21 protein-coding genes are annotated in these 24,536 nt (G+C 67.0%); 5 read left to right on the top strand and 16 right to left on the bottom strand.

All coding sequences use genetic code 11. The features are described from left to right. Window positions 1-29: 29 nt before the first annotated feature. Window positions 30-635, top strand: coding sequence for a DUF937 domain-containing protein (locus tag ACQG3P_RS03505; RefSeq protein ID WP_426804209.1), 606 nt, complete (start codon window positions 30-32; stop codon window positions 633-635). A 175-nt stretch (window positions 636-810) separates the two neighbouring features. Next, window positions 811-3,048: a catalase/peroxidase HPI gene (gene katG, locus ACQG3P_RS03500; RefSeq protein ID WP_426804208.1), complete on the top strand. Its 2,238-nt coding sequence runs from the start codon at window positions 811-813 to the stop codon at window positions 3,046-3,048. A 60-nt stretch (window positions 3,049-3,108) separates the two neighbouring features. Here katG and ACQG3P_RS03495 read toward each other — a convergent pair whose 3' ends face one another. Beyond that, complete coding sequence (locus tag ACQG3P_RS03495) at window positions 3,109-3,519, bottom strand: RNA-binding S4 domain-containing protein (RefSeq protein ID WP_068850289.1); 411 nt, start codon at window positions 3,517-3,519, stop codon at window positions 3,109-3,111. Window positions 3,520-3,528: 9 nt separating this feature from the next. Next, on the bottom strand, window positions 3,529-3,753 hold the full coding sequence (locus tag ACQG3P_RS03490; RefSeq protein WP_256947675.1) for a hypothetical protein: 225 nt from the start codon (window positions 3,751-3,753) through the stop codon (window positions 3,529-3,531). A gap of 160 nt (window positions 3,754-3,913) precedes the next feature. Between ACQG3P_RS03490 and ACQG3P_RS03485 the strand changes: the two genes are divergently transcribed. Beyond that, window positions 3,914-5,380: an MATE family efflux transporter gene (locus ACQG3P_RS03485; protein ID WP_068850286.1), complete on the top strand. Its 1,467-nt coding sequence runs from the start codon at window positions 3,914-3,916 to the stop codon at window positions 5,378-5,380. A gap of 84 nt (window positions 5,381-5,464) precedes the next feature. Here the strand turns inward: ACQG3P_RS03485 and rplS are convergent, their stop codons facing one another. From rplS to ffh, 7 genes are all read right to left on the bottom strand, one after another. Then, complete coding sequence (rplS, locus tag ACQG3P_RS03480; protein WP_068850284.1) at window positions 5,465-5,872, bottom strand: 50S ribosomal protein L19; 408 nt, start codon at window positions 5,870-5,872, stop codon at window positions 5,465-5,467. Between the two features lie 174 nt (window positions 5,873-6,046). Then, window positions 6,047-6,790: a tRNA (guanosine(37)-N1)-methyltransferase TrmD gene (trmD, locus tag ACQG3P_RS03475; protein ID WP_426804207.1), complete on the bottom strand. Its 744-nt coding sequence runs from the start codon at window positions 6,788-6,790 to the stop codon at window positions 6,047-6,049. Between the two features lie 3 nt (window positions 6,791-6,793). After that, the gene (gene rimM, locus ACQG3P_RS03470) at window positions 6,794-7,306 is read right to left on the bottom strand and encodes a ribosome maturation factor RimM (protein WP_095363379.1); all 513 of its coding nucleotides are present in this window, start codon (window positions 7,304-7,306) and stop codon (window positions 6,794-6,796) included. A 42-nt stretch (window positions 7,307-7,348) separates the two neighbouring features. Beyond that, window positions 7,349-7,609, bottom strand: coding sequence for a 30S ribosomal protein S16 (gene rpsP / locus ACQG3P_RS03465; protein ID WP_068850278.1), 261 nt, complete (start codon window positions 7,607-7,609; stop codon window positions 7,349-7,351). A gap of 241 nt (window positions 7,610-7,850) precedes the next feature. Further along, the gene (locus ACQG3P_RS03460) at window positions 7,851-8,636 is read right to left on the bottom strand and encodes an aminotransferase class IV family protein (protein WP_426804206.1); all 786 of its coding nucleotides are present in this window, start codon (window positions 8,634-8,636) and stop codon (window positions 7,851-7,853) included. Next, window positions 8,633-9,709 carry an NAD(P)H-dependent flavin oxidoreductase gene (locus tag ACQG3P_RS03455; RefSeq protein ID WP_426804205.1) on the bottom strand — a complete coding sequence of 359 codons (1,077 nt, stop codon included), beginning with the start codon at window positions 9,707-9,709 and terminating at the stop codon, window positions 8,633-8,635. Before ACQG3P_RS03455 ends, ACQG3P_RS03460 begins: the two co-directional genes overlap by 4 nt. A gap of 65 nt (window positions 9,710-9,774) precedes the next feature. Next, window positions 9,775-11,154: a signal recognition particle protein gene (gene ffh, locus ACQG3P_RS03450; RefSeq protein WP_068850272.1), complete on the bottom strand. Its 1,380-nt coding sequence runs from the start codon at window positions 11,152-11,154 to the stop codon at window positions 9,775-9,777. 96 nt (window positions 11,155-11,250) lie between these two features. Here ffh and ACQG3P_RS03445 point away from each other — a divergent pair, with 96 nt between their 5' ends. Then, window positions 11,251-12,045, top strand: coding sequence for a cytochrome C assembly family protein (locus ACQG3P_RS03445; RefSeq protein ID WP_068850270.1), 795 nt, complete (start codon window positions 11,251-11,253; stop codon window positions 12,043-12,045). A gap of 30 nt (window positions 12,046-12,075) precedes the next feature. Here ACQG3P_RS03445 and ACQG3P_RS03440 read toward each other — a convergent pair whose 3' ends face one another. The 3 genes from ACQG3P_RS03440 to radA form a co-directional block, all read right to left on the bottom strand. Next, complete coding sequence (locus ACQG3P_RS03440) at window positions 12,076-14,382, bottom strand: hypothetical protein (protein ID WP_426804204.1); 2,307 nt, start codon at window positions 14,380-14,382, stop codon at window positions 12,076-12,078. Window positions 14,383-14,423: 41 nt separating this feature from the next. After that, window positions 14,424-16,280, bottom strand: a complete 1,857-nt coding sequence (locus tag ACQG3P_RS03435; RefSeq protein ID WP_068850266.1) for an ATP-binding protein — start codon at window positions 16,278-16,280, stop codon at window positions 14,424-14,426. A gap of 87 nt (window positions 16,281-16,367) precedes the next feature. Continuing rightward, complete coding sequence (radA, locus tag ACQG3P_RS03430) at window positions 16,368-17,744, bottom strand: DNA repair protein RadA (RefSeq protein ID WP_093533108.1); 1,377 nt, start codon at window positions 17,742-17,744, stop codon at window positions 16,368-16,370. 170 nt (window positions 17,745-17,914) lie between these two features. Between radA and ACQG3P_RS03425 the strand changes: the two genes are divergently transcribed. Then, window positions 17,915-19,972 carry a putative bifunctional diguanylate cyclase/phosphodiesterase gene (locus tag ACQG3P_RS03425; RefSeq protein ID WP_426804203.1) on the top strand — a complete coding sequence of 686 codons (2,058 nt, stop codon included), beginning with the start codon at window positions 17,915-17,917 and terminating at the stop codon, window positions 19,970-19,972. Window positions 19,973-20,304: 332 nt separating this feature from the next. Here the strand turns inward: ACQG3P_RS03425 and cyoD are convergent, their stop codons facing one another. From cyoD to cyoA, 4 genes are read right to left on the bottom strand one after another with little or no spacing between them, the layout of a single operon-like run. Next, window positions 20,305-20,652, bottom strand: coding sequence for a cytochrome o ubiquinol oxidase subunit IV (gene cyoD, locus ACQG3P_RS03420; RefSeq protein ID WP_093533106.1), 348 nt, complete (start codon window positions 20,650-20,652; stop codon window positions 20,305-20,307). Next, the gene (cyoC, locus tag ACQG3P_RS03415; protein WP_068850257.1) at window positions 20,652-21,293 is read right to left on the bottom strand and encodes a cytochrome o ubiquinol oxidase subunit III; all 642 of its coding nucleotides are present in this window, start codon (window positions 21,291-21,293) and stop codon (window positions 20,652-20,654) included. The genes cyoD and cyoC overlap by 1 nt, the downstream gene beginning before the upstream one ends. Continuing rightward, a complete protein-coding gene (cyoB, locus tag ACQG3P_RS03410; protein WP_426804202.1) occupies window positions 21,290-23,293 on the bottom strand; it encodes a cytochrome o ubiquinol oxidase subunit I in 2,004 nt (667 codons plus the stop codon). The genes cyoC and cyoB overlap by 4 nt, the downstream gene beginning before the upstream one ends. A gap of 2 nt (window positions 23,294-23,295) precedes the next feature. Next, a complete protein-coding gene (gene cyoA, locus ACQG3P_RS03405; RefSeq protein WP_426804201.1) occupies window positions 23,296-24,360 on the bottom strand; it encodes a ubiquinol oxidase subunit II in 1,065 nt (354 codons plus the stop codon). Window positions 24,361-24,536: the final 176 nt, after the last annotated feature.

Raw genomic sequence — 24,536 nt, 5'->3', positions numbered from 1 at the left:
GGTCCCATCCCGGGTCGAAGGAGTCGATCGTGAATACGAACTCGCTCACCGCATCCCTTTTCTCGCAGTTGCAGGGCACTGGCGTCCAACAGGTCTCCCAGCAGCTCGGTCTGGACCAGAACCAGGCCACCCAGGCGGTCAGCGCCGCCCTGCCGCTGTTGATGGGCGCGCTCGGCAGCAACGCCAGCCAGCCGCAGGGCGCGCAGTCGCTGCTCAATGCGCTCCAGAAAGATCATCTCGGCGGCGGTAGCGGCGGCGGCGGTTTCGACCTCGGCGGAATCCTTGGGGCCGTGCTCGGGGGCGGCGGCGGAGGTGCCGCCACCAACGGCGCTGGCATCCTCGGCCACGTGTTTGGCGGCCAGACCGATCAGGCGGCCCAGGTGCTGGGCAACAAGACCGGCCTCGACAGCGGCCGCGCCGGCCAGCTGCTGGCGATCCTGGCGCCCATCGTGATGTCGTTCCTGGCCCAGCGGTTTGCCCAGCAGGGCAACGCCAGCAACCTCAGCCAGGCGCTCGGCGCCGAAGCGCCACCGGCCGCTGCTGGCGGCATTGGCGGCCTGCTCAACGCGTTCGACCAGGATGGCGACGGCCAGTTCGGCCTCAGCGATGTCATGGGCATTCTCAGCAAGCGCTGACCAGCCTGTCGGTCGCCGGCTTGCATGGCCGGCGACCTTTCAATAGTCCGTACCTATCACTTCGGTTAGATCAATTGAATTTACCAACCGCCGACCGGCGCATAGGGTAGTTGGGCTGCCCTCGCGTCCTTCCGCGGGGCCCATTCCACATTCGCCAGTCCACAGGTAACTGCCCATGAAAAGCGAAGCGAAGTGCCCGTTCAACCACGCCCTTGTCGGCGATGCCACCACCAACCGCGACTGGTGGCCCAACCAGCTCCGCGTGGACCTGCTCAACCAGCACTCCTCGCGCTCGCACCCGCTGGCTGCCGACTTCGATTACGCCAAGGCGTTCTCCCAGCTCGACTACGCCGCGCTCAAGGCCGACCTCACCGCGCTGATGACCGATTCGCAGGACTGGTGGCCGGCCGACTTCGGCCACTACGGCGGCCTGTTCGTGCGCATGGCCTGGCACAGCGCCGGCACCTACCGCATCGGTGACGGCCGCGGCGGCGGTGGCCGCGGCCAGCAGCGCTTCGCCCCGCTCAACAGCTGGCCGGACAACGTGAGCCTGGACAAGGCACGCCGCCTGCTGTGGCCGATCAAGCAGAAGTACGGCCAGGCCATTTCCTGGGCCGACCTGCTGATCCTCACCGGCAACGTCGCACTGGAATCGATGGGCTTCAAGACGCTGGGCTTCGCCGGCGGCCGCCCCGATACCTGGGAACCGGACCAGGACGTGTACTGGGGCCGCGAAACCACCTGGCTGGGCGGCGATGTGCGCTACGCGCACGGCTCCGAAGGTGTGGTCGAAGACCATGGCGTGCTGGTGTCCGATGACGATGCCGACGGTGACATCCATTCGCGCAACCTGGAAAACCCGCTGGCCGCCGTGCAGATGGGCCTGATCTACGTGAACCCCGAAGGCCCGGATGGCAACCCGGACCCGGTCAAGGCCGCCATCGACATCCGCGACACCTTCGGCCGCATGGCCATGGATGACGAGGAAACCGTGGCGCTGATCGCCGGCGGCCACAGCTTCGGCAAGACCCACGGCGCCGGCCCGGCCGACAACGTGGACGTGGAACCCGAAGCGGCCGGTCTCGAACACCAGGGCCTGGGCTGGGCCAACAAGTTCGGCAGCGGCAAGGGCGGCGACACCATCACCAGCGGCCTGGAAGTGACCTGGACGCGCACCCCGGCGCAGTGGAGCCACGACTTCTTCGAGATCCTGTTCGGCAACGAATGGGAACTGACCAAGAGCCCGGCCGGCGCCCATCAATGGGTGGCCAAAAATGCCGATGCAGTGATTCCCGACGCGCATGATCCGTCGAAGAAGCACCGCCCGACCATGCTCACCACCGACCTGTCGCTGCGGCTGGACCCGGCCTACGAAAAGATCTCGCGCCGCTTCCTCGAGAATCCGCAGCTGTTCGCCGATGCGTTCGCGCGGGCGTGGTTCAAGCTGACCCACCGCGACATGGGTCCGCGCGCCCGCTACCTGGGCCCGGAAGTGCCGGCCGAAACCTTCATCTGGCAGGACCCGGTGCCGGAAGCGTCGAAGACGCAGATCAGCGCGGCCGACGTAGCCGCCCTGAAGCAGCAGATCGCCGCTGCCGGGTTGAGCGTGGCCGAGCTGGTCTCCACCGCGTGGGCCTCGGCCTCCACGTTCCGTGGTTCGGACAAGCGCGGCGGCGCCAATGGTGCGCGCATCCGACTGGCCCCGCAGAAGGACTGGGCGGTGAACCAGCCGCAGCAGCTGGCCAAGGTGCTGGCTGCACTGGAGAAGATCCAGGCTGGCTTCAAGGGCGATGGCGGCGCGCAGGTATCACTGGCCGATCTGATCGTTCTCGCCGGCAATGTCGGCGTGGAGCAGGCGGCCAAGGCCGGTGGCCATGACGTCAGCGTGCCGTTCAACGCGGGCCGCACCGATGCCAGCCAGGACCAGACCGACGTGGAATCGTTCGCGGTGCTGGAGCCGTATGCCGATGGTTTCCGCAACTACGTGAAGGGCCGCTACAGCGTGCCGGCCGAGGCGCTGCTGATCGACAAGGCGCAGCTGCTGACCCTGACCGGGCCGGAGCTGACCGCGCTGGTGGGCGGGCTGCGCGTGCTGGGTGCGAACGTGGATGGCAACACCCAGGGCGTGCTGACCGAACGGCCGGGCACGCTGAGCAACGACTTCTTCGTCAACCTGCTGGACATGCGTACGCAGTGGAAGGCCAGCGGTGATGGCTATGAAGGCATCGATCGCAACGGTGGCGGCAAGCGCTGGACCGGCAGCCGTGCCGACCTGGTATTCGGCTCCAATTCGGTGCTGCGCGCCGTGGCCGAAGTGTATGCAAGCGCCGATGGCGAGAAGAAGTTCGTCAGCGACTTCGTGGCTGCCTGGGCGCGGGTGATGGAGCTGGACCGGTACGACCTGCACCGCTAACGCGGTTTTAGGGGCGCACGACCAACGGTCGTGCGCTACCTGTTACATCGCGCCCACGCACTACATTGCGTCGAGATCGCCCAATGCCTTGATCAGCCGCCGCGCGCGCTTGTCGGGGCGATGCTCCGGTGGGAGGTAGCCGTTCTTCATTGCCGCGCGCTGGGCACGCTGCTCCGCCCTGCGCGCGCGGGATGCTTCGCTTTCTTCATACAACTGCTGCGCCACCGGCGCCGGGCCGCGCAGGTCGCTCAGGCCGCGCACCTGCACGTCATACACCTCATCGCCGCGGCTGATCTGCAGCTGCTCGCCCACGCGTACCGCGCGCGAGGATTTCGGGCGCTGTCCGGCCACGTCCACCTTGCCCGTTTCCACGGCCTGCTTGGCCAGGCTGCGGGTCTTGAAGAAGCGTGCGGCCCAGAGCCACACGTCCAGCCGCACGGAGGCGGCCACCAACGGTTGTGCTTCGGTCATGCGGTTGGTTCAGCTCCCCGGCTCGGCCGGTCGTCGATTCAACGGTTGCGGCGCCGACGGGTTGCCCCGGCACCCGGTGCCACCGATCAGTACGGGTACCCCCGCATCCAGATCGCGGCGCTGGCTGCCGACCTGGCATTCCGGTCGGTCCATCGGCCGTACCTGCGCGTCGCGCAGGCGGTCGTCCGTAGACGAACATGCGGGCAGCGCGGCGGCAATCAAGAGCGCCAGCACGGCGGGGATGAACCGGTCAGCCGGGCGGGTCCGGCGCCGTCCCGTGCCGGGTATAGCTGTCGCGGCGATCATGCAGTGAGACGCGGAGGTGCGCATCGCGATGTCCCGTTGATGGGCGTGGTGCTAGTGTGCCGCTGTCCCGCCTTGATCTCCAGAGCCCATGGCCAAAGCGCCGCTTGACCTGACCACCGGCCCGATCGGGCGCAACCTGTTCCTGTTCGCCCTGCCGATCCTGGCGGGCAACATCGCCCAGTCGTTGAACGGCTCGGTGAATGCGGTGTGGGTGGGCCGCTTCCTGGGCGAGGCGGCGCTGACGGCTACCGCCAACGCCAACAACATCATGTTCTTCCTGATCGGTTCGGTGTTCGGCATCGGCATGGCCGCCACCATCCTGATCGGCCAGGCGATGGGCGCCAAGGACATCCCCCAGGCGCGGCGGGTAATGGGCACCAGTGCCACCTTCTTCATCGGGCTGTCGGTGGTGATCGCCATCGCCGGCTGGTGGCTGTCGCATCCGCTGCTGGCGGCGATGGGCACGCCGGCCGCGTCACTGCCGCTGGCCGAGGCCTACCTGCGCATCATCTTCCTGGCCATGCCCACGCTGTACGCGTTCGCTTTCCTCAGCTCGGCACTGCGCGGCGTCGGCGATTCGCGCACGCCGTTCCGCTTCCTGCTGCTGTCGGTGGTGCTGGATATCGGCTTCAATCCGCTGCTGATTTTCGGCATCGGGCCGTTCCCCAGGCTGGGCATCGCTGGCGCGGCGTGGGCCACGCTCATCGCGCAGACGCTGTCGCTGATCGGGCTGCTCTGGTACATGCGCAACAAGCGCCATGTGTTGTGGCTGGGGCGCAAGGACATGCGGCTGTTCAAGATCGACACGGAAATCCTGCGCGCACTGGTGGTCAAGGGCGTGCCGATGGGCCTGCAGATGGTGCTGATCTCGCTGTCGATGATCATGATGATGACCATGGTCAACAGCTACGGCACCGATACCGCGGCGGCCTATGGTGCGTCGCTGCAGTTGTGGACCTACGTGCAGATGCCGGCGATGGCGATCGGTGCGGCATGTTCGTCGATGGCCGCGCAGAACGTGGGCGCGGGCAACTGGTCGCGGGTGCGTGGCACCGCGCGCAGCGGCGTGCTGTACAACTTCCTGCTGACCGGCGTGTTGATCCTGCCGCTGATCCTGCTGGACCGTTACTCGCTGGCGCTGTTCCTGCCCAGCGGCAGCGAAGCGCTGGACGTGGCGCGCCACCTCAACCACATCGCGGTGTGGTCGTTCCTGTTCTTCGGCGTGAACTTCGTGATCTCCGGCGTGGTGCGCTCCACCGGTGCGGTGATTCCGCCGCTGCTGATCCTGGCCGCCTCGTTGTGGGGAATCCGGGTGCCGTTCGCCGAGCTGCTGCAGGATCGCTGGGGCGCCGATGCGGTGTGGTGGAGTTTCCCGGTGAGTTCGTTCTGCGCGATGCTGATGTCGCTGGCGTATTACCGCTGGGGCGGCTGGCGCAAGGCACGCATGTTGCCGGCGCATCGCCAGGAAGTGGCGGCGCCCGCGGAAATTCCCGCATCGCCGCCCTCGCCGGTCGCCGATCCTGCGCCGCCGATTGCCGCAGTCGAACGCGGGTAGATGGCGCAGAAACGCAAACGGCCACCCGAAGGTGGCCGTCTGGTGGGGTAGGTACCGACCCTTGGTCGGTACCCCACGCCGGAATTACTGGGCAGCCTTGGCAGCCAGGCGCGCGGCCTTGGCCTGCGCAGCAGCAGCCAGATCTTCCTTGATGCGGGCAGCCTTGCCTTCCAGGCCACGCAGGTAGTACAGCTTGCCGGCGCGGACCTTACCACGACGCTTCACTTCGACCGAGTCGATGATGGCGCTGTGGGTCTGGAAGACGCGCTCGACGCCGTAGCCGTGCGAGATCTTGCGGACGGTGAACGCGGAGTTCAGGCCGGCGTTCTTGGTGCCGATCACGACGCCTTCGTACGCCTGGACGCGCTCGCGGTTGCCTTCCTTCACCTTCACGTTCACGACAATGGTGTCGCCCTGGCTGAACTTCGGCAGCTCGCGGGTGATCTGGGCGGATTCGAAGTCCGAGAGGATGGTTTTGTTCAGCTTGCTCATGGGTGCACCGATTGTGTTCGTTCGGGTGGGCGTGTCGTTTCGACAACGTAGGCTCATGCAGTCACCGGACTGTGCTGCACGTTTTTTGTAGGGTTTCCACCGTCAGGCGTGAAAGGCCTGATGGGAATCCGCAATTCTAACCATTCTTCGGGGCAGTTACCACCCCAGCGGGCGTTACGGCAGTTCGGCCCTCGCCTGGTCCAGCAGGATCCGGTCGGCCTTGGACAGGCTGGCCTCGTCAAGCAGGTCCGGGCGCCGCAGCCAGGTCCGCAGCAGCGACTGCTGGCGGCGCCAGCGGGCAATGGCCGCGTGGTTGCCCGAGCGCAGCACGTCCGGGACATCGCCCCATTCATGATGCGCCGGCTGGCTGAAATGCGGGCAGTCCAGCAGCCCCTGCGGGCCTTCGAAACTATCCTGGGCGGCAGACTCGGCGTCGTTCAGGGCGCCTTCCTGCAGCCGGGTCACGGCATCCACGATCACCGCCGCGCCCAGCTCACCGCCGGACAGGACGTAATCGCCAATCGAGATTTCCTCGGTGACCTCGGCCGCCAGGAAGCGCTCATCCACGCCCTCATAGCGCCCGCACAGCAGGATCATGCGCGGCAATGCCGCCAGTTCCCGGACCTTGGCCTGGGTCAGCGGCTTGCCCTGCGGGCTCAGGTAAATGACCGGGGCCGGTGCCGGGTCGGCCGCCTTGGCCGCGGCCAGGCAGGCGCGCAGCGGCTCGATCAGCATCACCATGCCCGGGCCACCGCCGAACGGACGGTCGTCCACCCGGCGATAGTTGCCCTCGGCGTAGTCACGCGGATTCCAGCCATGCAGGTCCAGCAGGCCGCGTTCGGCCGCACGGCCGACCACGCCCAGCGCGGCCGACTGCGCCATGAACTCCGGGAACAAGGTGATGACGTCAATGCGCACCGGTCAGAACTCCGGGTCCCAATCAACGATGACCAGGTTGGCCTCGAAATCCACCGATTTGACGAAGTCCGGCTGCACGAACGGAATCATCCGCTCACGGTCGCCCTGCACCACCACCACGTCGTTGGAGCCGGTCGAGAACAGGTGCGATACCCGCCCCAGTTCGACGCCATCCACGGTGCGCACCTGCAGACCTTCCAGGTCAACCCAGTAATACTCGTCGGCCTTCGGCGGCGGCAGTGCGCTGCGTGCTACATAGACTTCGGTTCCGTACATCGACTCGACCACATCGCGGTCGGTGATATCGGGAAACACCGCAACCAGGTGCTTGCCGGACTGACGTCCGCGCGCGCCCTTGAGGGTGCTCTCCTGGCCGGCGGGCGTGCGCAGGATCCAGGGCTGATAGTTGAAGATGGCGGTACGCGGCTCGGTCCAGGACTCGAGCTTTATCTCGCCTCGCACACCAAAAGCGCCGACAATCCTGCCCAGCAGGATGCGGCGCTCGGTATCTTTCATCTGTATATGCCGACGGGCCGCGCCAGGCGCGGCCCTTCAGGATCAGGCCGCAGCGGCCTGGGCCTTGGTCGCTTCCTTGTACAGGTTGCGAACCTTGTCGGTCAGCTGGGCGCCATTGGCAACCCATGCGTCGACCTTCGGGATATCCAGCACGATGCGGGCTTCGGCGCCCTGGGCAACCGGGTTGTAGTAACCCACGCGCTCGATGTTGCGGCCGTCACGCGCGCTGCGCGAGTCGGTCACGATGATGTGGTAGAACGGACGCTTCTTGGCGCCGCCGCGGGTCAGTCGGATCTTGACCATGGTGTTGCTTCCTCTATTGCCCAGTCGCCAGGATGGCGCGGTAAGCCGGCGATTATAGCGGCCGGTCCGGGGCATTCCAAGCCCAGCGGGGCATTTGAAGCTGAACGGGGGCCCGGCCGCCGCGTTGCGGCGTCGCACGACCAACGGTAGTGCGCTACCGACGACCGACCATTGCGGGTGGCATCACCGGGGACCGCCTGCTATCTCCCCGAGGTAGGGCACGACCGTTGGTCGTGCCGCCTCACGCCAGGGGCTCCCATGGCTGCCCGGCAATGCTCGCGATGGCCTCGTGTACCAACGCCTCCGACCCAGTGAATCGGTGGCCATCGATACTCGTTATCGGCCACACCCCCGCCGCATTGCAGGCGATGGCCGCGTCGAACCCGGCCAGGTCGTCCAACCGCACCCGCGCCAGCTGCGGTTCCCCGCCCCACCCGGCCTGCAGCAGGCGCTCCTGCGTTCCGCGCAACGCTGGGGCCTGCGGCCACACCAGTTCGCCGCCACGCCCGAACGCGATGTTCCAGGTGGTGCCTTCGCTGATCGCACCCTGCGCATCCACGAATACTGCATCGTCGTACCCGGCCTGCAGCGCCTGCCGACGATGCTCGAACAACGGGAACGTGCCTACATGCTTGAGGTGAGGCAGCTCGCGCTGGTACACCACGCTGCGCACGCGGCGTGCCGTTGCCGGCAGCGTCACCGGCGCCGACACTGCCACCAGCACATCCACCGGCACGACCTGCAGCGGCTGGCGGAAATCGAACGCGCGCGAAAACACCGTTACCCGCAGCGAGGCATCTACCCTGCCTTCGGCCTGCAGCGCCGCCTGCATCCAGGCCTGCACCCGGGTGCCGTCCAGCGTGCTGCCAAACAGTTCCTCGGTGCCCTGGCGCAAGCGCCGCAGGTGCAGGTCGAGCCCCTGCACCGCACCGCCGCGCACCTGCAGCGAGGTGAAGTGGCCGTAGTTGACCAGCGCGCCGGCCAGATCGTCGGCGCTGGCGCGGTGGCCGTTGCAGTACACGCTCATCCCAGCAACCCGCGCGCGTCGGCCCACAGCGCCTGCAGCACTTCGGCCGCCGGCTTGTCGGGCGCCATCCAGGCCGATTGCCCGGCCCACGCCTGCATCGCGTCGATGCGGTGTTCGCGGTTGGCCTGGGCGCGCATCGGCGCGGTCAGGCCGCGCTGCACTGGGTACGGGCGCGGCGGCGGCGCGGTCGGGGCGGCGGCTGCACGCACATAGGGCGTCGCCAGGCCACGGCCGAGCCGGCCGCTGAAGGCACGGGTCGGCCAGGTGTCTTCCGGTTCGGCGGCCGCCAGCGCCTGCGACCAGGCCGGGTTGATCGCGCACTCGGGCGTGCGCAGGAACGCGGTGCCGATCTGCACCGCGCTGGCACCCAGCACCAGCGCGGCGGCGATGCCGCGACCGTCGGCGATGCCGCCTGCGGCAATCACCGGCACCTGCAGGCGGTCGGCCAGGCGCGGCACCAAGGCGAACAGGCCCACCAGCTGGCGCTCGGCAGCCGCCGGATCAAACGCGCCGCGATGGCCACCGGCCTCGAAGCCCTGCGCCACGACCGCATCGGCACCCGCAGCCTCGGCGGCCAGCGCTTCGGCCAAGGTGGTGGCGCAGGCGAACCAGGCGATGCCGGCGTCTTTCAGGCGCTGCACCTGGGCGGCGCTGAAGACGCCCATGATGGTGGAGGCGACCGCAGGCTTCGCGGCAATCAGTGCATCGAACTGCGCATCGAAATCGGCGGGGCCGGCGTCGGCGGCATCTGCCGGCACTTCCGGGCCCCACTGCGCGAGAAACGCCCGGGTGGCGGCTTCGGCGTCAGCATCGCGCGCGGGCGCAGCATCCGGGATCCACACATTGACCTGCGCCGGGCCTGTTGACTGGGCGCGGAAGGCGTCCATCCACGCCACGATGTCCTGCGGCTGCGAGAGAACCGCGCCCATCGCGCCCATGCTGCCGTGGTTGGCCAGCACGGCCGACAGCGTCACCGGACAGGCGCCAGCCATGGGGGCGAGCAGAATGGGAGACTGCAACGAGAAACGCCGACAGAAACTGTCGGCGCGTTCGAGGATTCGCGGGTCGGTCATGCGGGGCGCACCTTGGGGTCGACCTTTACAGTCTACGCCGGGCGGCCCGATGACCGGCGCCTTGATCAGCGGAACGGCATGCCGCCGCGGCCGCCCATGGCACCCATCATGCCCTTCATGCTGCGCATCATGCCCTTCATGCCGCCGCCGGCCATCTTGCTCATCATCTTTTCCATCTGCTGATACTGCTTCATCAGCTTGTTGACGTCGGCCGGAGTCAGGCCGGAACCACGCGCGATGCGGGCACGGCGCGAGCCGTTGAGCAGGCCCGGGTTGCGGCGTTCCTTCTTGGTCATCGAATTGATGATGGCGATCATGCGCGGCACTTCCTTGCCCTGGCTGACCTGCTGCTTGAGGTGCTCGGGGATCTGGCCCAGGCCCGGCAGCTTGTCCATCAGGCCGCCGATGCCGCCCATGTTCTGCATCTGCTCGAGCTGGTCGCGCATGTCGTTCAGGTCGAACTTCTTGCCCTTGGCGACCTTCTCGGCCAGCTTCTGCGCCTTGTCCTTGTCGACCTGCTGCTCAACCTGCTCCACCAGCGACAGCACGTCGCCCATGTCCAGGATGCGGCTGGCGATACGGTCCGGATGGAACACGTCCAGGCCGTCGGGCTTTTCGCTGACGCCGACGAACTTGATCGGCTTGCCGGTGATGTAGCGCACGCTCAGCGCGGCACCGCCACGGGCGTCACCGTCGGTCTTGGTCAGCACCACGCCGGTCAGCGGCAGCGCTTCACCGAAGGCCTTGGCGGTATTGGCCGCATCCTGGCCGGTCATGGCATCGACGACGAACAGGGTTTCCGCCGGGTTCACCGCCGCGTGCAGGGCCTTGATCTCGGCCATCATCGCTTCGTCGATGGCCAGGCGGCCGGCGGTATCGACCAGCAGCACGTCCACGAATGACTTGCGCGCATCGTCGATGGCCGCGCGCACGATGGCTTCCGGCTTCTGGTCGGCGCTGGACGGGAAGAACAGCACGCCCACCTGGTCGGCCAGGGTCTTGAGCTGCTCGATCGCGGCCGGACGGTAGACGTCGGCCGACACCACCATCACCTTCTTCTTGCGCTTCTCCTTCAGGTGCTTGGCCAGCTTGCCCACCGTGGTGGTCTTGCCCGCACCCTGCAGGCCGGCCATCAGGATGATGGCCGGGGCCGGCACATTGAGGTTCAGGTCGGAGGCGGCCGAGCCCATCACGGCGGTCAGCTCGTCGCGCACGACCTTGATCAGCGCCTGGCCCGGGGTCAGCGACTTGAGCACTTCCTGGCCGACCGCGCGCACCTTGATGCGCTCGACCAGGGCCTGCACGACCGGCAGGGCGACGTCGGCTTCCAGCAGCGCGATGCGGACTTCGCGGGTGGCCTCGCGGATGTTTTCCTCGGTGAGGCGACCGCGGCCACGCAGCCGCTCGATGGTGCCGGAGAGGCGCTGGGTCAGGGACTCGAACATGGAGGCAACCTGTTCAGAACGAAAGACAAAGAGACGCACAGTATAGCGGGTCCGCTGCACTCCCCCGACGGCCCGGGGGTATGCGAAACTGACACGATGACAATCGTTCTCATCGCGACCCTGCTGTACCTGGCCGCCACCGCCCTGCTGGTGCGCGCGGTGGTGCGCGATGACGCCAACCGCTCGCCCACCTGGCTGTGGCCGGCGGTGCCGGCGATGGTCCTGCACGGCAGCTACCACGCACTGGTGGCCCTGCACACCAGCGGCGGGCCGGACATGCACTTCTTCGCGGCGCTGTCCCTGGTCGGGCTGGGCATGGCCTGGCTGACCTCGCTGGTGGCCGCGCGCGGGCGCATGGCCGCGCTGGGCGTGCTGGTGTTCCCGATGGCCGCGGCGGTGCTGTGCGTCTACCACGGCTACGGGCATGCACCCAGCCGGCCGCTGGGCTGGCAGCTGGCCACCCACGCCTGGATGGCGCTGCTGGCCTACGCCACCCTGAGCGTGGCTGCGTTGCTGGCGATCATGCTGTGGCTGCAGGAACGCGCCCTGCGCCGCCGCGATTTCCGCCCGTGGCTGCGCGCCCTGCCGCCGCTGGCGGACCTGGAAGCCCTGCTGTTCCGCGTGATCGCGGTGGGCTTTGCCCTGCTCACGCTGACCCTGCTCACCGGCGTGCTGTTCGTGGACGACCTGCTCGCGCAGAAACTGGTGCACAAGACCGTGCTCAGCGTGCTGTCGTGGATCGTCTTCGGCACCCTGCTGATCGGTCGCCGCCGCTACGGCTGGCGCGGCGCCAAAGCGGTGCATTGGACCCTCACCGCCATGGCGCTGCTGCTGCTGGCATTCTTCGGCAGCCAGTTCGTCATCGAACTGGTGTTCGGGCGCGCGCGCTGATCAACCGCCGCGGCGCGCCCGCTGCATCGCTTACAGCCCGTAACGCGCGATCACATCAAGGTGCCGCTGTTCGTCCTGGCCGCAGGCTTCGGCCAGGCGCAGCCAGCACATCCGATGCGGCCAGCCGGCGGTGGCCTCAAGCAGGAACCGGTGCAGCGCCAGCGGGGGCGCTTCCTGAGGCTGGGCGAGGGTGAACAGCACCCCCGGCAGCGGCGCGCCGTCGGCCTGGGTGTCGGCAAGCTGGTAGTCGTCCGCGCTGTGGGTCCACAGCTTCCAGCCGCGGTCCTTGACCGCGTCGGAGAACGCCGCCCAGGCCTCCTCGCCCGGATGCACGCCATCCACCAGCCAGCTCGCCGCATGTCCCCCGCTTTCCAGCAGATGGACTTCGGCATAGGTAGGCATGAAGCGACGGCGTTCTTCTTCATCTTCCGGTGCCGGATGCACCAGTTCGGCGTCGAACACCACCCAGTCGTCCACGCGCTGGCGCCGGTTGGCTGGCGCGTTCTCGACGATGCGCGCGGTGACCGGGCCGGTCCGGCGCGCGTAGTACTCGATCGGGTCGCCACCGTCCATGCAGCGGATGATCACCCAGCCGAAGTTCTCTTCGACGGGGCCTTCGGTGCTGTCCAGTTCCATGCCGACCGCGGCGGCGGATGTCCGCACGGCAGCCCAGTCACGAGCCGCGCTGGCTGCCGTCATATGGTCCCAGTGTGCGCTGCGCGGTTCCTCCAGGACCTCGGTGAGGTGGCGGTACTGCGCGGCGGCGTCCGGGAAGCGCTGCATCGCCATCAGGGCCATCGCCAGCAGATTGCGCGCGCCGTGCGAACCGGGCGACAGCGCCAGCAGCGCCGAGCAGGCCTGCTCCAGCGCGGCCCAGTCGGACTGCTTCTGCGCGATCTGTGCCTGGCACCACAGCGCGAACACCGGCACCTGCGCCTGGTAGTGCTGCACCAGCCGTTCCAGCTCGCCCAGGTCGCCACGCTGCACCAGCAGCCGCATCAACGAATACGCCGGGGAGGCATCTTCGTGCGGGTGGCGCTGCACGAACGCCCACAGCAGGCCCAGCGCCTCCTCCTCGGCACCGCAGGCCGCAAGCGCCGAGGCGGCCACGTCCAGCACGGCCGCATCATCGGGCCGCGCCGCCACGGCCTGCAGCAACCACTGCGCCTCGCGCTCGGGGTCGCGCCCTTCGTTCTGCGCCCCCTCCCCGACCAGCCAGTCCAACAGGGCCTCGGCGGGCACGGGCAGGGCGGCCACAGCGGGGGCGGCCTCGATGCGCGCGGCCATCGCCGCCACGGCATCGCGGGCGCCCAGGTCCTGGCGCAGGCCATCCAGGTGTTGGCGGGCCAGCGCCAGGTGGCGTTGCGCGGTCCACACCGCGCCACGCTGCAGGGCCATGTCCACGCACAACCCGGCAATCTCGATCACGAAACGGTGCGCGCCCACCTGGGCGTAATGCGCCAAGGTGGCGCTCATCCGGCGCCCCAGGTCCCAGCCGTTGCGTTCGGGCGCGCTGCGCACCAGCAGCGCCGCCGTGTGCGCCCACATGCGCCGGTAATTCGGCGACACCTGGTTCCACGGCACCAGGGCCTCCAGCGCCTCTTCATCGCGCCCCAGCTGCGCCAGCGCCCAGGCACGCGACAGCCGACGTGGCACGGTGCAGTTGGCCGGCTCATAGTCGCCCTCGGCCTCCACCTCGGCCTGGCGCGCGTCGATCAAGGCCAGGGCCTCGGCGGCACGGCCGCTGGCCAGCAGGATCTTGATGCGCATTTCGGGGAAGCTGTCGTAGACCTTGCCGCCATGCGCCAGCACGGTACCGGCCTGTACGTCCAGGTAGTCCAGTGCGCCCTGGGGATTTCCATCATCCAGCAGCGCGTCGGCCTTCTCGCAACTCAGGCACTGGAAGCAGGCCCAGCTCGGGTCGATCCGCCCCAGGGTTTCTTCGCACACCTCGATGCGTTCGGGCACCCAGCCCGGGCCATCGATGTTGCCGTAACACGCGGCCAGGTCCTGGGTCACGCACACCGACTGTGGGCACTCCACCGTGTCGGCGCGGTGCGCGCGTTCGAACAACGCCACCGCATCACCCAGCGCCGACTCGCCCTCCAGCCGGTTGCCGACCCGGTTGCGCATCTCCCAGTGGCCCACGAACACGTCCAGCCATGGATTTCCAAGCGTCTTGCCGAGCGCACGCGCTTCGGGCAACAGCGCATCCACGCGATCGATGCGCAGCTCGCAGACCTCGTCGGTCAGCCGGGTGAGCAGCTGCGCGCTCTGCGCCTGCCCTGCCTCACCCAGATCGTCCTGCAGTTTTTCCACCCAGTTCCAGATATCCATGCGGTCGTGCCGTCCTGTAATGCGTAAAGAAAATCGAAATGTCAGCGCGGCTGCAGCATCTGCTGCAGGGCCTCGGCGATGTCGCCGAACGCGCGGTTGAGATCACTGCTGGCAGCGCCGCCGTCCTGCGCACGTCCCTGCGCGCTGACGATCACCTTCAGCGAGCGCAGCAGCCGCGCGGCGGCCTCGGCCTGGGGATTGCCGGCGCGCATGGCCGCCAGCAGCGCCTGCACGGCCGGGTTGTCCAGGTTGAGATACAGGCGCGAGGGTGCACGTGCGACGATGCGGGCAGTGAACTGCCGCGCCAGGCGCAGCGCGGCCATTGAAACGCGCTTGTCGTTCTCGTCGTCTTCGAGGCGGCGCTTCAGCTCGGCCTCGCGATCGGGCACCACCACCACCGGCAGTTCAGCCGGGCTGAAGTGCGCCGGCAGCAGCTGCTCGCCATCGCCCAGGTGGGTCTGCAGCCACGCCAGTTCGGCCTCGGGCAGCGTGTCGGTCTGGAACAGCGCGCGATTGCCCTGCTCGGTGCCCAGCTCCACCAGGCGCATGCCCTTGGCCTGGGTCCAGCGCCGCAGGAACGGCACCACGGCATAGCGGTTGCCATGCGCCACCGGCACGCCCATCGCGCGGAACAGCATTTCCTCGAAGCCGCCACCACTGTCCAGGATCACGTGGACCGCGCCACGCGACGGCAGTTCACTGGCGCGGATGTCGCCCTGCGAGCTGGGCACGCGCACGTGCTCGAGCAGCAGCTGGAACAGCCGGTCATCGCAGAGCGAGGCGCCAAGCAGCGCCTCGTTGTGCCGGGCCAGGATGCGCCGCCAGGCTTCGGGCTGCTGCCGGGCGATGTCGACCAGCCCATCGATGAGCGCCTCGCCGAGCGCATGCTGCACCGCGCTGTAGATGTCGTCGCGCTGCAGGTCCTCGCGGCTGGCGGTGGGAGTCAGCCGGCTTGATTCGATCACCCCGCCAATGAACCCGGCCCACGGGGGCAGCAGGTCGCGCGCATCGTCGTCGAGCAGCATCCCGCGCACGAACACCGACAGGTTGCGGTTGTCGCTGGTGCCGTAGGTAGCGCCATCCTGCACCCACAACAGCCCCACCGCATCGCTTCCGCCTTCGGCGCGCAGCGGCATGCAGGCAATCGGCTCGAAGCTGCGCTCGAAGTGCGCGGCAAATTCCAGTGCGCGGCGCTGCGCCTGCAGCGGATGCAGCGCCACGCCCGCCTGCGGGCGCCACGGCGGCGGCTCGGGATTGATCGCACGCGCGTCATGGCCGATATGGATGGGTTCGCCCAGCAGCGCGCAGTAGCGGCCCAGGATGTCGCGCAGGGTCTGCTCTTGGGCCAGGTGCGTGTAGCTGCCATGCAGTTCCAGCACCACCTCGGTACCCACCGCACGCGGAGGCATCGGCGATACCGTGTACTGCTCGGCATTGCTGGACACATAGCAATGGCCCAACCCGGGTTGTTGGTAGGACGTGGTGCGCACGGTGACCCGGCGCGCCAGCACGAACGCGGACAGGAAGCCCAGCCCGAACATGCCGATCAGCCCCTCGTCATCCTCGCCCGCCTGGCGCAGGCCACGGGTATAGCCCACGCCGACGGTGGCCAGATAGTCGTGGATTTCCTGCTGGGTCAGGCCCGCGCCGGTATCGACGATGCGCACGATGCCGTTCACCGGATCGCCATGCACCTCGATCCGCCCGGCCTCCTGCCAGTCCGCCTGTTCCAGCCGACGTCGCACCAGCGAATCATGCGCGTTCTGTACCAGTTCCCGCAGCGCCACCACCGGGGTGGAATACAGGTGTTTGCCAAGGACCGTCATCAATCCGTTGAGGTCGACACCAGCGCGACGGATCTCGCTGGCGCCCTGTGTGTCCAGGGGAGTCGCTTGCATGTAATCGTTTTCTCTGGCGGGAACGGAAAACTAGCACAGCCCGGCCACGGTTTGCCTGCGCGGCCGCATGCGCCGGAAATGCCCGATTCAGATCGCGTCGATCGCTTCGGACAAGCGCTCCACGGCGATGACTTCCATGCCCTTGACGCTGCCGGTCTTGGGCGCATTGGCCTTGGGCACGATGGCGCGCTTGAAGCCGTGCGTGGCCGCTTCGCGCAGGCGGTCTTCGCCGTTGGGTACCGGGCGGATCTCGCCGGACAAACCCACTTCGCCAAAGGCAATCGTCTTTTCCGCCAGCGGCCGGTCCTGCAGCGAGGACAACACGGCCAGCAGTACCGGCAGGTCCACGGCGGTTTCCTGCACGCGGATGCCGCCCACCACGTTCACGAACACGTCCTGGTCGCCCACCAGCACCCCGCCGTGACGGTGCAGCACCGCCAGCAGCATCGCCAGGCGGTTCTGCTCCAGGCCCACCGCCACGCGGCGTGGATTCGACAGCGGTGATGCATCCACCAGCGCCTGCACTTCCACCAGCAGCGGGCGGGTGCCTTCGCGGGTGACCATCACGCAGCTGCCCGGTTGCCGGGTGCTGCCGCCGGACAGGAAGATCGCCGACGGATTGGACACTTCCTTCAGCCCCTTCTCGCCCATCGCGAACACGCCCAGCTCGTTCACCGCACCGAAGCGGTTCTTGAACGCACGCAGCAGGCGGAAGCGGCTGCCGCTCTCGCCTTCGAAATACAGCACCGCATCCACCATGTGCTCGAGCACGCGCGGGCCGGCAATGCCGCCTTCCTTGGTCACATGCCCCACCAGGAACACGGCCGTACCGGTCTCCTTGGCAAAGCGCACCAGCCGCGCCGCGCTCTCGCGCACCTGGCTGACCGAGCCCGGGGCGGCGGTCAGCGATTCGGTCCACAGCGTCTGCACCGAATCGGCCACGATCAGCTTCGGCCGCGCCGCGCTGGCGTGCTGCAGGATCGCTTCAACCTGGGTTTCGGCCAGTGCGTTGACGTTGTCCAGTGGCAGGTCCAGCCGCACCGCGCGGCCGGCCACCTGCGACAGCGATTCCTCGCCGGTGATGTACAGCACCGGCAGCGTGGCGGCCATCTTCGCCACCGCCTGCAGCAGCAGCGTCGATTTGCCGATGCCCGGGTCACCGCCCACCAGCACCACCGCACCTTCGACCAGGCCGCCGCCGAGCACGCGATCGAATTCGCCGATGCCGGTGCTTACCCGCAGGTGCTCGGTCTGCTGCACGTCCTTGAGCGCCATGATCTTCGGCGCATCGACCTTGCCGGCCCAGCCCGAGCGGCGCGCGGCCGGCGACTTGGTGGCCGCGGCGCTTTCCAGCGTGATCTCGCTCAGCACGTTCCAGGCGCCGCACTCGGTGCACTGCCCCTGCCACTTGCTGTATTCCGCGCCGCACTCGCTGCACACGTAGGCGGTAAGCCGCTTGGCCATGTCAAATCCAATTCATCGTCTGTCGGGCAGGATAGCCGAGCCACGTCGCAGCAACCGAGACGCGCGCCCAACCGCCGGCTGAACGCCCCCGCTCAACCTTGCCCCGCCCCGGCCGATACCGTGGCGGGCGCCCGCGCCTTTCCCTTCCCCATGTACATCCAGGCTTTTCCATGACCGGCACCTACAGCCAGAGTCTCGTCGTTTTCTCGCTGCTGGTTGCCATCCTCGCCTCGTATACCGCGCTGGACATGGCCGGCCGGCTGGCCAGTACCGAAGGCCGCGTGGCCCGCTGGTGGCTGGCCGGTGGCGCCGCCGCCATGGGCCTGGGCATCTGGTCCATGCACTTCGTGGCCATGCTCGCCTTCCACCTGCCGATCCCGGTCGGCTACGACCTGGCGATCACCCTGTATTCGCTGGCCGCGTCGGTGGGAGCCTCGGCCTACGCGCTGTGGCTGGTCTCGCGCCCGGAGCTGCCGTGGCCGCGCCTGATCGCCGGCGCGGTGCTGATGGGCCTGGGCATTGCCTGCATGCACTACCTGGGCATGGCCGCGATGCGCATGGAGCCGGGCATCGAGTACGACCCGCTGTGGTTCGGCGCCTCGCTGCTGATCGCCATCGTCGCCGCCGGCGCCGCCCTGTGGATCGCCTTCCGGCTGCGCACCCAACAGCGCCGCACCGGACTGCTGCGCGGGCTGGCCTCGCTGGTGATGGGCCTGGCCATCGTGGGCATGCACTACACCGGCATGGCCGCCGCCAACTTCCCGGAAGGCAGCATCTGCGGCGCCGTGTACGCCAACGGGCTGGATACCAAGTGGCTGGCGGTGCTGGTCATCGTCACCACCCTGGCCACGCTGGGCATCGCGCTGATCGCCTCGCTGTTCGACCGCCAGATGCGTACCCGCACGGGCCTGCTGGCCGATTCGCTGGCCCAGGCCAACGAAAAGCTGCTGCAGGCCGCGCTGCACGATCCGCTCACCCAGCTGCCCAACCGCATGCTGCTGCAGGACCGCATCGAACAGACCATCGAAAAGGCCAAGCGCCGCAACTTCAGCTTCGCGGTGATGTTCTGCGACCTGGACGGCTTCAAGGCCATCAACGATGCCTACGGCCACCAGCTGGGCGACAAGCTGCTCATCGAGATGAGCAGGCGGGTCAACGGCCTGCTGCGCGCGCAGGATACCTTCGCCCGGCTGGGCGGCGATGAGTTCGTCATCGTGTTCCAGCTGGATGTGCCCGAAGACGCCGCCGTGGTGGCCGAGCGGATCATCGCCACCGTGGCCGAGCCGTTCGAGATCGACACGCTGGACCTGCAGGTCACCGCCAGCCTGGGCATCGCGATGTACCCCACCGATGCCACCACCGAGCGCGAGCTGATGGCCCACGCCGATGCGGCCATGTACCACACCAAGGACTCGGGCCGGAACGGCTATACGTTCTTCACCGAATCCATGCACGTCAGCGCCAACCGTCAGCTCAAGCTGCTGCAGGAGCTGCGCCGCGCCCTGCAGCGCGACGAGATGGTGCTGCACTACCAGCCCAAGTTCCGCGCCGATGGCGGCGGGGTGATCGGTGCCGAAGCGCTGGTGCGCTGGCAGCACCCGGGGCTGGGCCTGCTGGGGCCGGACACCTTCATTCCGATTGCCGAACGCAGCGGGTTGATCCTGCCGCTGGGCGACTGGGTGCTGGACCAGGCCTGCGCGCAGCTGCGGCAGTGGCATGACGCCGGGCACGCAACGTGGTCGATGGCGGTGAACCTTTCGCCGCTGCAGTTCTCGTCCACCACGCTGCTGGACACGGTAAAGGCGACGCTGGAGCGGCACGGCCTGGCCCCGCACCACCTGACCCTGGAAGTGACCGAGACCACGGCCATGCAGGACGTGGAAGCCAGCCTGCAGATCCTGCACGGGCTGACCGCGATGGGGGTGAAGATTTCCATTGATGATTTCGGCACGGGCTATTCGAGCCTGCTGTACCTCAAGCGCATGCCGGCGACCGAACTGAAGATCGACCGCGCGTTCGTGCGCGACCTGGAAGACAACGCGGAAGATGCGGCGATCGTGTCCTCGATCGTGGCGCTGGGGCGTTCGCTGCAGCTGCAGATCGTGGCCGAGGGCGTGGAAACCGCCGGGCAGCGTGACTACCTCAACGAACTCGGCTGCGACCTGCTGCAGGGGTACCACCTAGGCAAGCCGGTGGACGCCGAGGCGTTCCTGCGCAACGCCGCATAACCGACCAATAGATCCGACTGGTAGAGCCGACTGGTAGAGCCGACTGTTAGTCGGCTGCCCTTCGCGCGGACCCGCCCTGCATTCTTCATGCATGGCGTTGCCGACTAACAGTCAGCACTACCGTCCGGGGCGGCGTTGCCATCCACGGCGGCGTTGCCGTCCGGGGCGGCGTTGCCGTCCAGGGCGGCGTTGCCGTCCGGGTAGCGTTACCGTCCAGGGCGGCGTTGCCGTCCGGGTAGCGTTACCGTCCGGGGTGCGTTGTCCACAATGCAGGTTGCAAAAAAAAGGCCGCCCTTCCGGGCGGCCTCTTCGTTTGCATCACCCGCGAAGGGTCAATGCATCATGTGCACGTTCATGTTGTGCATGACCCACAGCGTGCCGGCGACGATGATGCCGATCACCACCACGGTGAAGGCCGCCGCGCTGACGTTCCAGCGCTGTTCCGACGAGCGGTTCAGGTGCAGGAAGAAGATCAGGTGCACGAAGATCTGCAGGATCGCCGCCACCACGATGATGACGCCCGTGGTGAAGACCGGCAGGCCACCCTTCATCACCGCCCAGAACGGGATGATGGTGAGGACGGCGGCCAGCAGGAAACCGACCAGGTACGACTTGACGCTGCCGTGGCTTTCGCCCGCGGCGCCATGGCCGTGGTCGTGTGCGTGAGTGTCATGTGCCATTACAGCGCTCCCTTCAGGTAGACGACGGAGAACACGCCGATCCAGATCAGGTCCAGGAAGTGCCAGAACAGGCTCAGGCACGCCATGCGGGTCTTGTTGGTCGGGGTCAGGCCGTTCTGCTTGATCTGGATGAACATGATCAGCAGCCACAGCAGGCCGGCGCTCACGTGCAGGCCGTGGGTGCCCACCAGCGCGAAGAACGCCGACAGGAACGCGCTGTGGTCCGGACCGAAGCCCTCATGGATGAGGTGGTTGAACTCCCACACTTCCATGACCATGAAGCCGAAGCCCAGCAGCCAGGTCAGGCCCAGCCACAGGTACATCTGGCCAACCTTGTGCTTGTGCAGCGCGATCATGCCCAGGCCGAAGGTCAGCGAGGACACCAGCAGCAGCGTGGTTTCCCACGCGACGAAGGTCAGGTCGAACAGGTCCTTCGGACCCGGGCCACCGTTGGTGCCGCCGGCCAGCACGATGTACGTCGCGAACAGGCTGGCGAAGATGAGGCAGTCGCTCATCAGGTACACCCAGAAACCGAAGACGGTGTTCTCGCCGGTGTCGTGGTGTTCGTGGTCATCATGGCCATGGGCCGCCGCGTGCGCGGCGTGCCCGTGGTTCACGTTGTTGGCGATAGTGCTGCTCATGCCTGCAACTCCGATTTCACCAGACCCTGCGCCTGCAGGTGACGGCGGTGCTCATTTTCGATCCGCTCCACTTCGGCAGCCGGCACGTTGTAATCCACGTCCTTGTCGAAGGTGCGCCAGATGAAGGTGCCGATCATGCCGACCAGGCCAACGATGGCCAGCCACCAGATGTGCCAGATCATCGCGAAGCCGAAGACCAGGCTGAAGGCACCAATCACCACACCGGTACCGGTGTTGCGCGGCATGTGGATGTCGGTGTACTTGGCCGGGCGTTCCCACGCCTCACCACGCTGCTTGCGTTCCCAGAAGTCGTCCAGCTCGGTGACCTTGGGCAGCGAACCGAAGTTGTAGAACGACGGCGGCGAAGAGGTTTCCCACTCCAGCGTACGGGCATCCCACGGATCGCCGGTCAGGTCGGCGGTCTTCTTGCGGTCGCGGATGGACACGGCCACCTGGATGATCTGGCACAGGATGCCGGCGCCGATGATGAACGCACCGACCATCGCAATGACCAGCAGCGGCTGGTATTCCGGGTTCGGGTAGCTCTGCATGCGGCGGGTCATGCCCATGAAGCCCAGGATGTACAGCGGCATGAACGCCACGTAGAAGCCGATGAACCAGCACCAGAACGCGCGCTTGCCCCAGGCCTCGTTGAGGCGGAAGCCGAACATCTTCGGCCACCAGTAGGTGATACCGGCGAACATGCCGAACACCACGCCGCCGATGATGACGTTATGGAAGTGGGCGATCAGGAACAGGCTGTTGTGCAGCACGAAGTCGATGGCCGGGATCGCCAGCATCACGCCGGTCATGCCGCCGATGGTGAAGGTGACCATGAAGCCGATCGTCCACAGCACCGGGCTGGTGAACTGCACGCGGCCGCGGAACATGGTGAACAGCCAGTTGAAGATCTTCACGCCGGTGGGAATGGAGATGATCATCGTCGTGATGCCGAAGAAGGCATTGACGTTGGCACCCGAACCCATGGTGAAGAAGTGGTGCAGCCACACGATGAACGAGAGCACGCCGATGGTGGCCGTGGCGTACACCATGCCCTTGTAGCCGAACAGCGCCTTGCGCGAGAACGTGGCGATCACTTCGGAGAACACGCCGAAGGCCGGCAGCACCAGGATATAGACTTCCGGGTGACCCCAGATCCAGATCAGGTTGATGTACAGCATGGCGTTGCCGCCACCGTCATTGGTGAAGAAGTGCGTGCCCAGGTAACGGTCCAGGGTCAACAGCACCAGGGTGACGGTCAGCACCGGGAAGGCGGCGATGATCAGCACGTTGGTGACCAGCGCGGTCCAGGTGAACACCGGCATGTGCATCAGCTTCATGCCCGGGGTACGCATCTTCAGGATGGTAATGAAGAAGTTGATACCGCTCAGTGTCGTGCCTAGACCTGCTACCTGCAGGCCCCAGATGTAGTAATCCACACCTACCCCTGGACTGAACTCCTTGCCCGACAACGGCGGGAAGGCCAGCCAGCCGGTCTGCGCGAATTCACCCACGCCCAGCGAGATCATCACCAGGCCCGCGCCCGCCACGAACAGCCAGAAGCTGAGCGAGTTGACGAACGGGAAGGCCACGTCGCGCGCGCCGATCTGCAGCGGCACCACCACGTTCATGAGGCCGGTGATCAGCGGCATCGCCACGAAGAAGATCATGATCACGCCGTGGGCGGTGAAGATCTGGTCGTAGTGGTGCGGCGGCAGGAAGCCTTCGGCGCCGTTGGCGGCGATGGCCTGCTGGGTACGCATCATGATGGCGTCGGCAAAGCCGCGCAGCAGCATGACGAAGGCGACGATGAGGTACATCGCGCCGATCTTCTTGTGGTCAACCGAGGTGAACCACTCTTTCCAGAGATAGCCCCACAGCTTGAACTTGGTGATCAGGGCCAGCACGAGCAGGCCACCGATCCCCGCGCCAACCAGCGTGGAGATGATGATCGGGTCGTGCGGGATGTCAGCGAATGTCAGTTTGCCCAACGGATTCATGCTTATTCTCCCGAGCCTGCGTGGCCGGCGTGACCGGCGGCGGCGTGCTCGTCTGCAGTGTGTTCGGCATGGTCGGCCGGCATGTCATGGGCACCGGCCGGCATGTCATGGGCACCGGCCGGCATCTCGTGGCCTTCGTGGCTTTCGCCCGCAGCGCCGTGCGACATGCCCTTGTGATCCATGGCCTTGTGGTCCATGCCGTAGTGCTGGTTGTCACCCATGTGGCGGGCAACGACCCAGTCGAACAGACCGGTTTCGGTGGTACCGAAATAGGTCACCGGGTGCCAGTCGTGGTTCTTCTCGGCCACCAGCGCGCCAAAGGCGGCCTGGTCCATCGGGGTGCTCTGCGCACGCACCTTGGCCAGCCATGCCTGGTATTCGGCTTCGGTCACCGAGTTGGCGTCGAAATGCATCTTGCTGAAGCCCGCGCCGCTGTAGTGCGAGGACATGCCCGGGAAGGTGCCGGTCTCGTTGGCGATCAGATGGAGCTTGGTCTCCATGCCGGTCATCGAGTAGATCATGCTGCCCAGGTGCGGGATGAAGAAGGCATTCATCACCGAATCGGACGTGATCTTGAAGTTCAGCGGGGTGTTCACCGGGAAGGTGATTTCGTTGACCGTCGCGATGTTCTCTTCCGGGTAGATGAACAACCACTTCCAGTCCAGCGAAATGGCTTCAATCACCACCGGCTTGGTCTGCGAGTCCAGCGGACGGTACGGATCCAGCGAGTGCGACGAACGCCAGGTCAGCACGGCCAGCACCAGCACGATCATGCAGGGGATCGACCAGACAACCACTTCGATCGCGGTGGAGTGCGACCACTTCGGCTCGTAGCGGGCCTTGGTGTTGGAGGCACGGTACTTCCAGGCGAAGGCGAGGGTCATGATGATGACCGGCACGACGACCAGCAGCATCAGCACGGTGGCCGTGATCAGAAGGGTCTTCTGGTCGTGGCCGACCTGGCCCTTCGGGGCCAGAATGGCCGAGCTGCAGCCCGTCATGAACACGGACAACGCGAACAGCAGGCCCGGGCGCAGCCAGCGCCCAAGGGATTTCAACGGAATCATCGGTCGATCCAATTGCGTAGGGAATGCCTTCTCAAGCGCGCCCCTCCGGCCAAAGCCGGGTGTACCGCTCCCAAGGGGGCGGCACGGAGGACGTTCATGTCAGCCCCCTAATTTTATGCCGTCACGCACCATTTAAGAAAGGCATTGACAATGATCTGGCGCAGGAAAGGCCCGAA

Source organism: Stenotrophomonas sp. SrG (assembly GCF_050031795.1).
In the GTDB taxonomy this organism is placed as follows: Bacteria; Pseudomonadota; Gammaproteobacteria; order Xanthomonadales; family Xanthomonadaceae; genus Stenotrophomonas; species Stenotrophomonas rhizophila_A.
The sequence above is the reverse complement of the archived record's forward strand: the minus strand, read 5'-3'. Positions and strand labels throughout refer to the sequence as shown.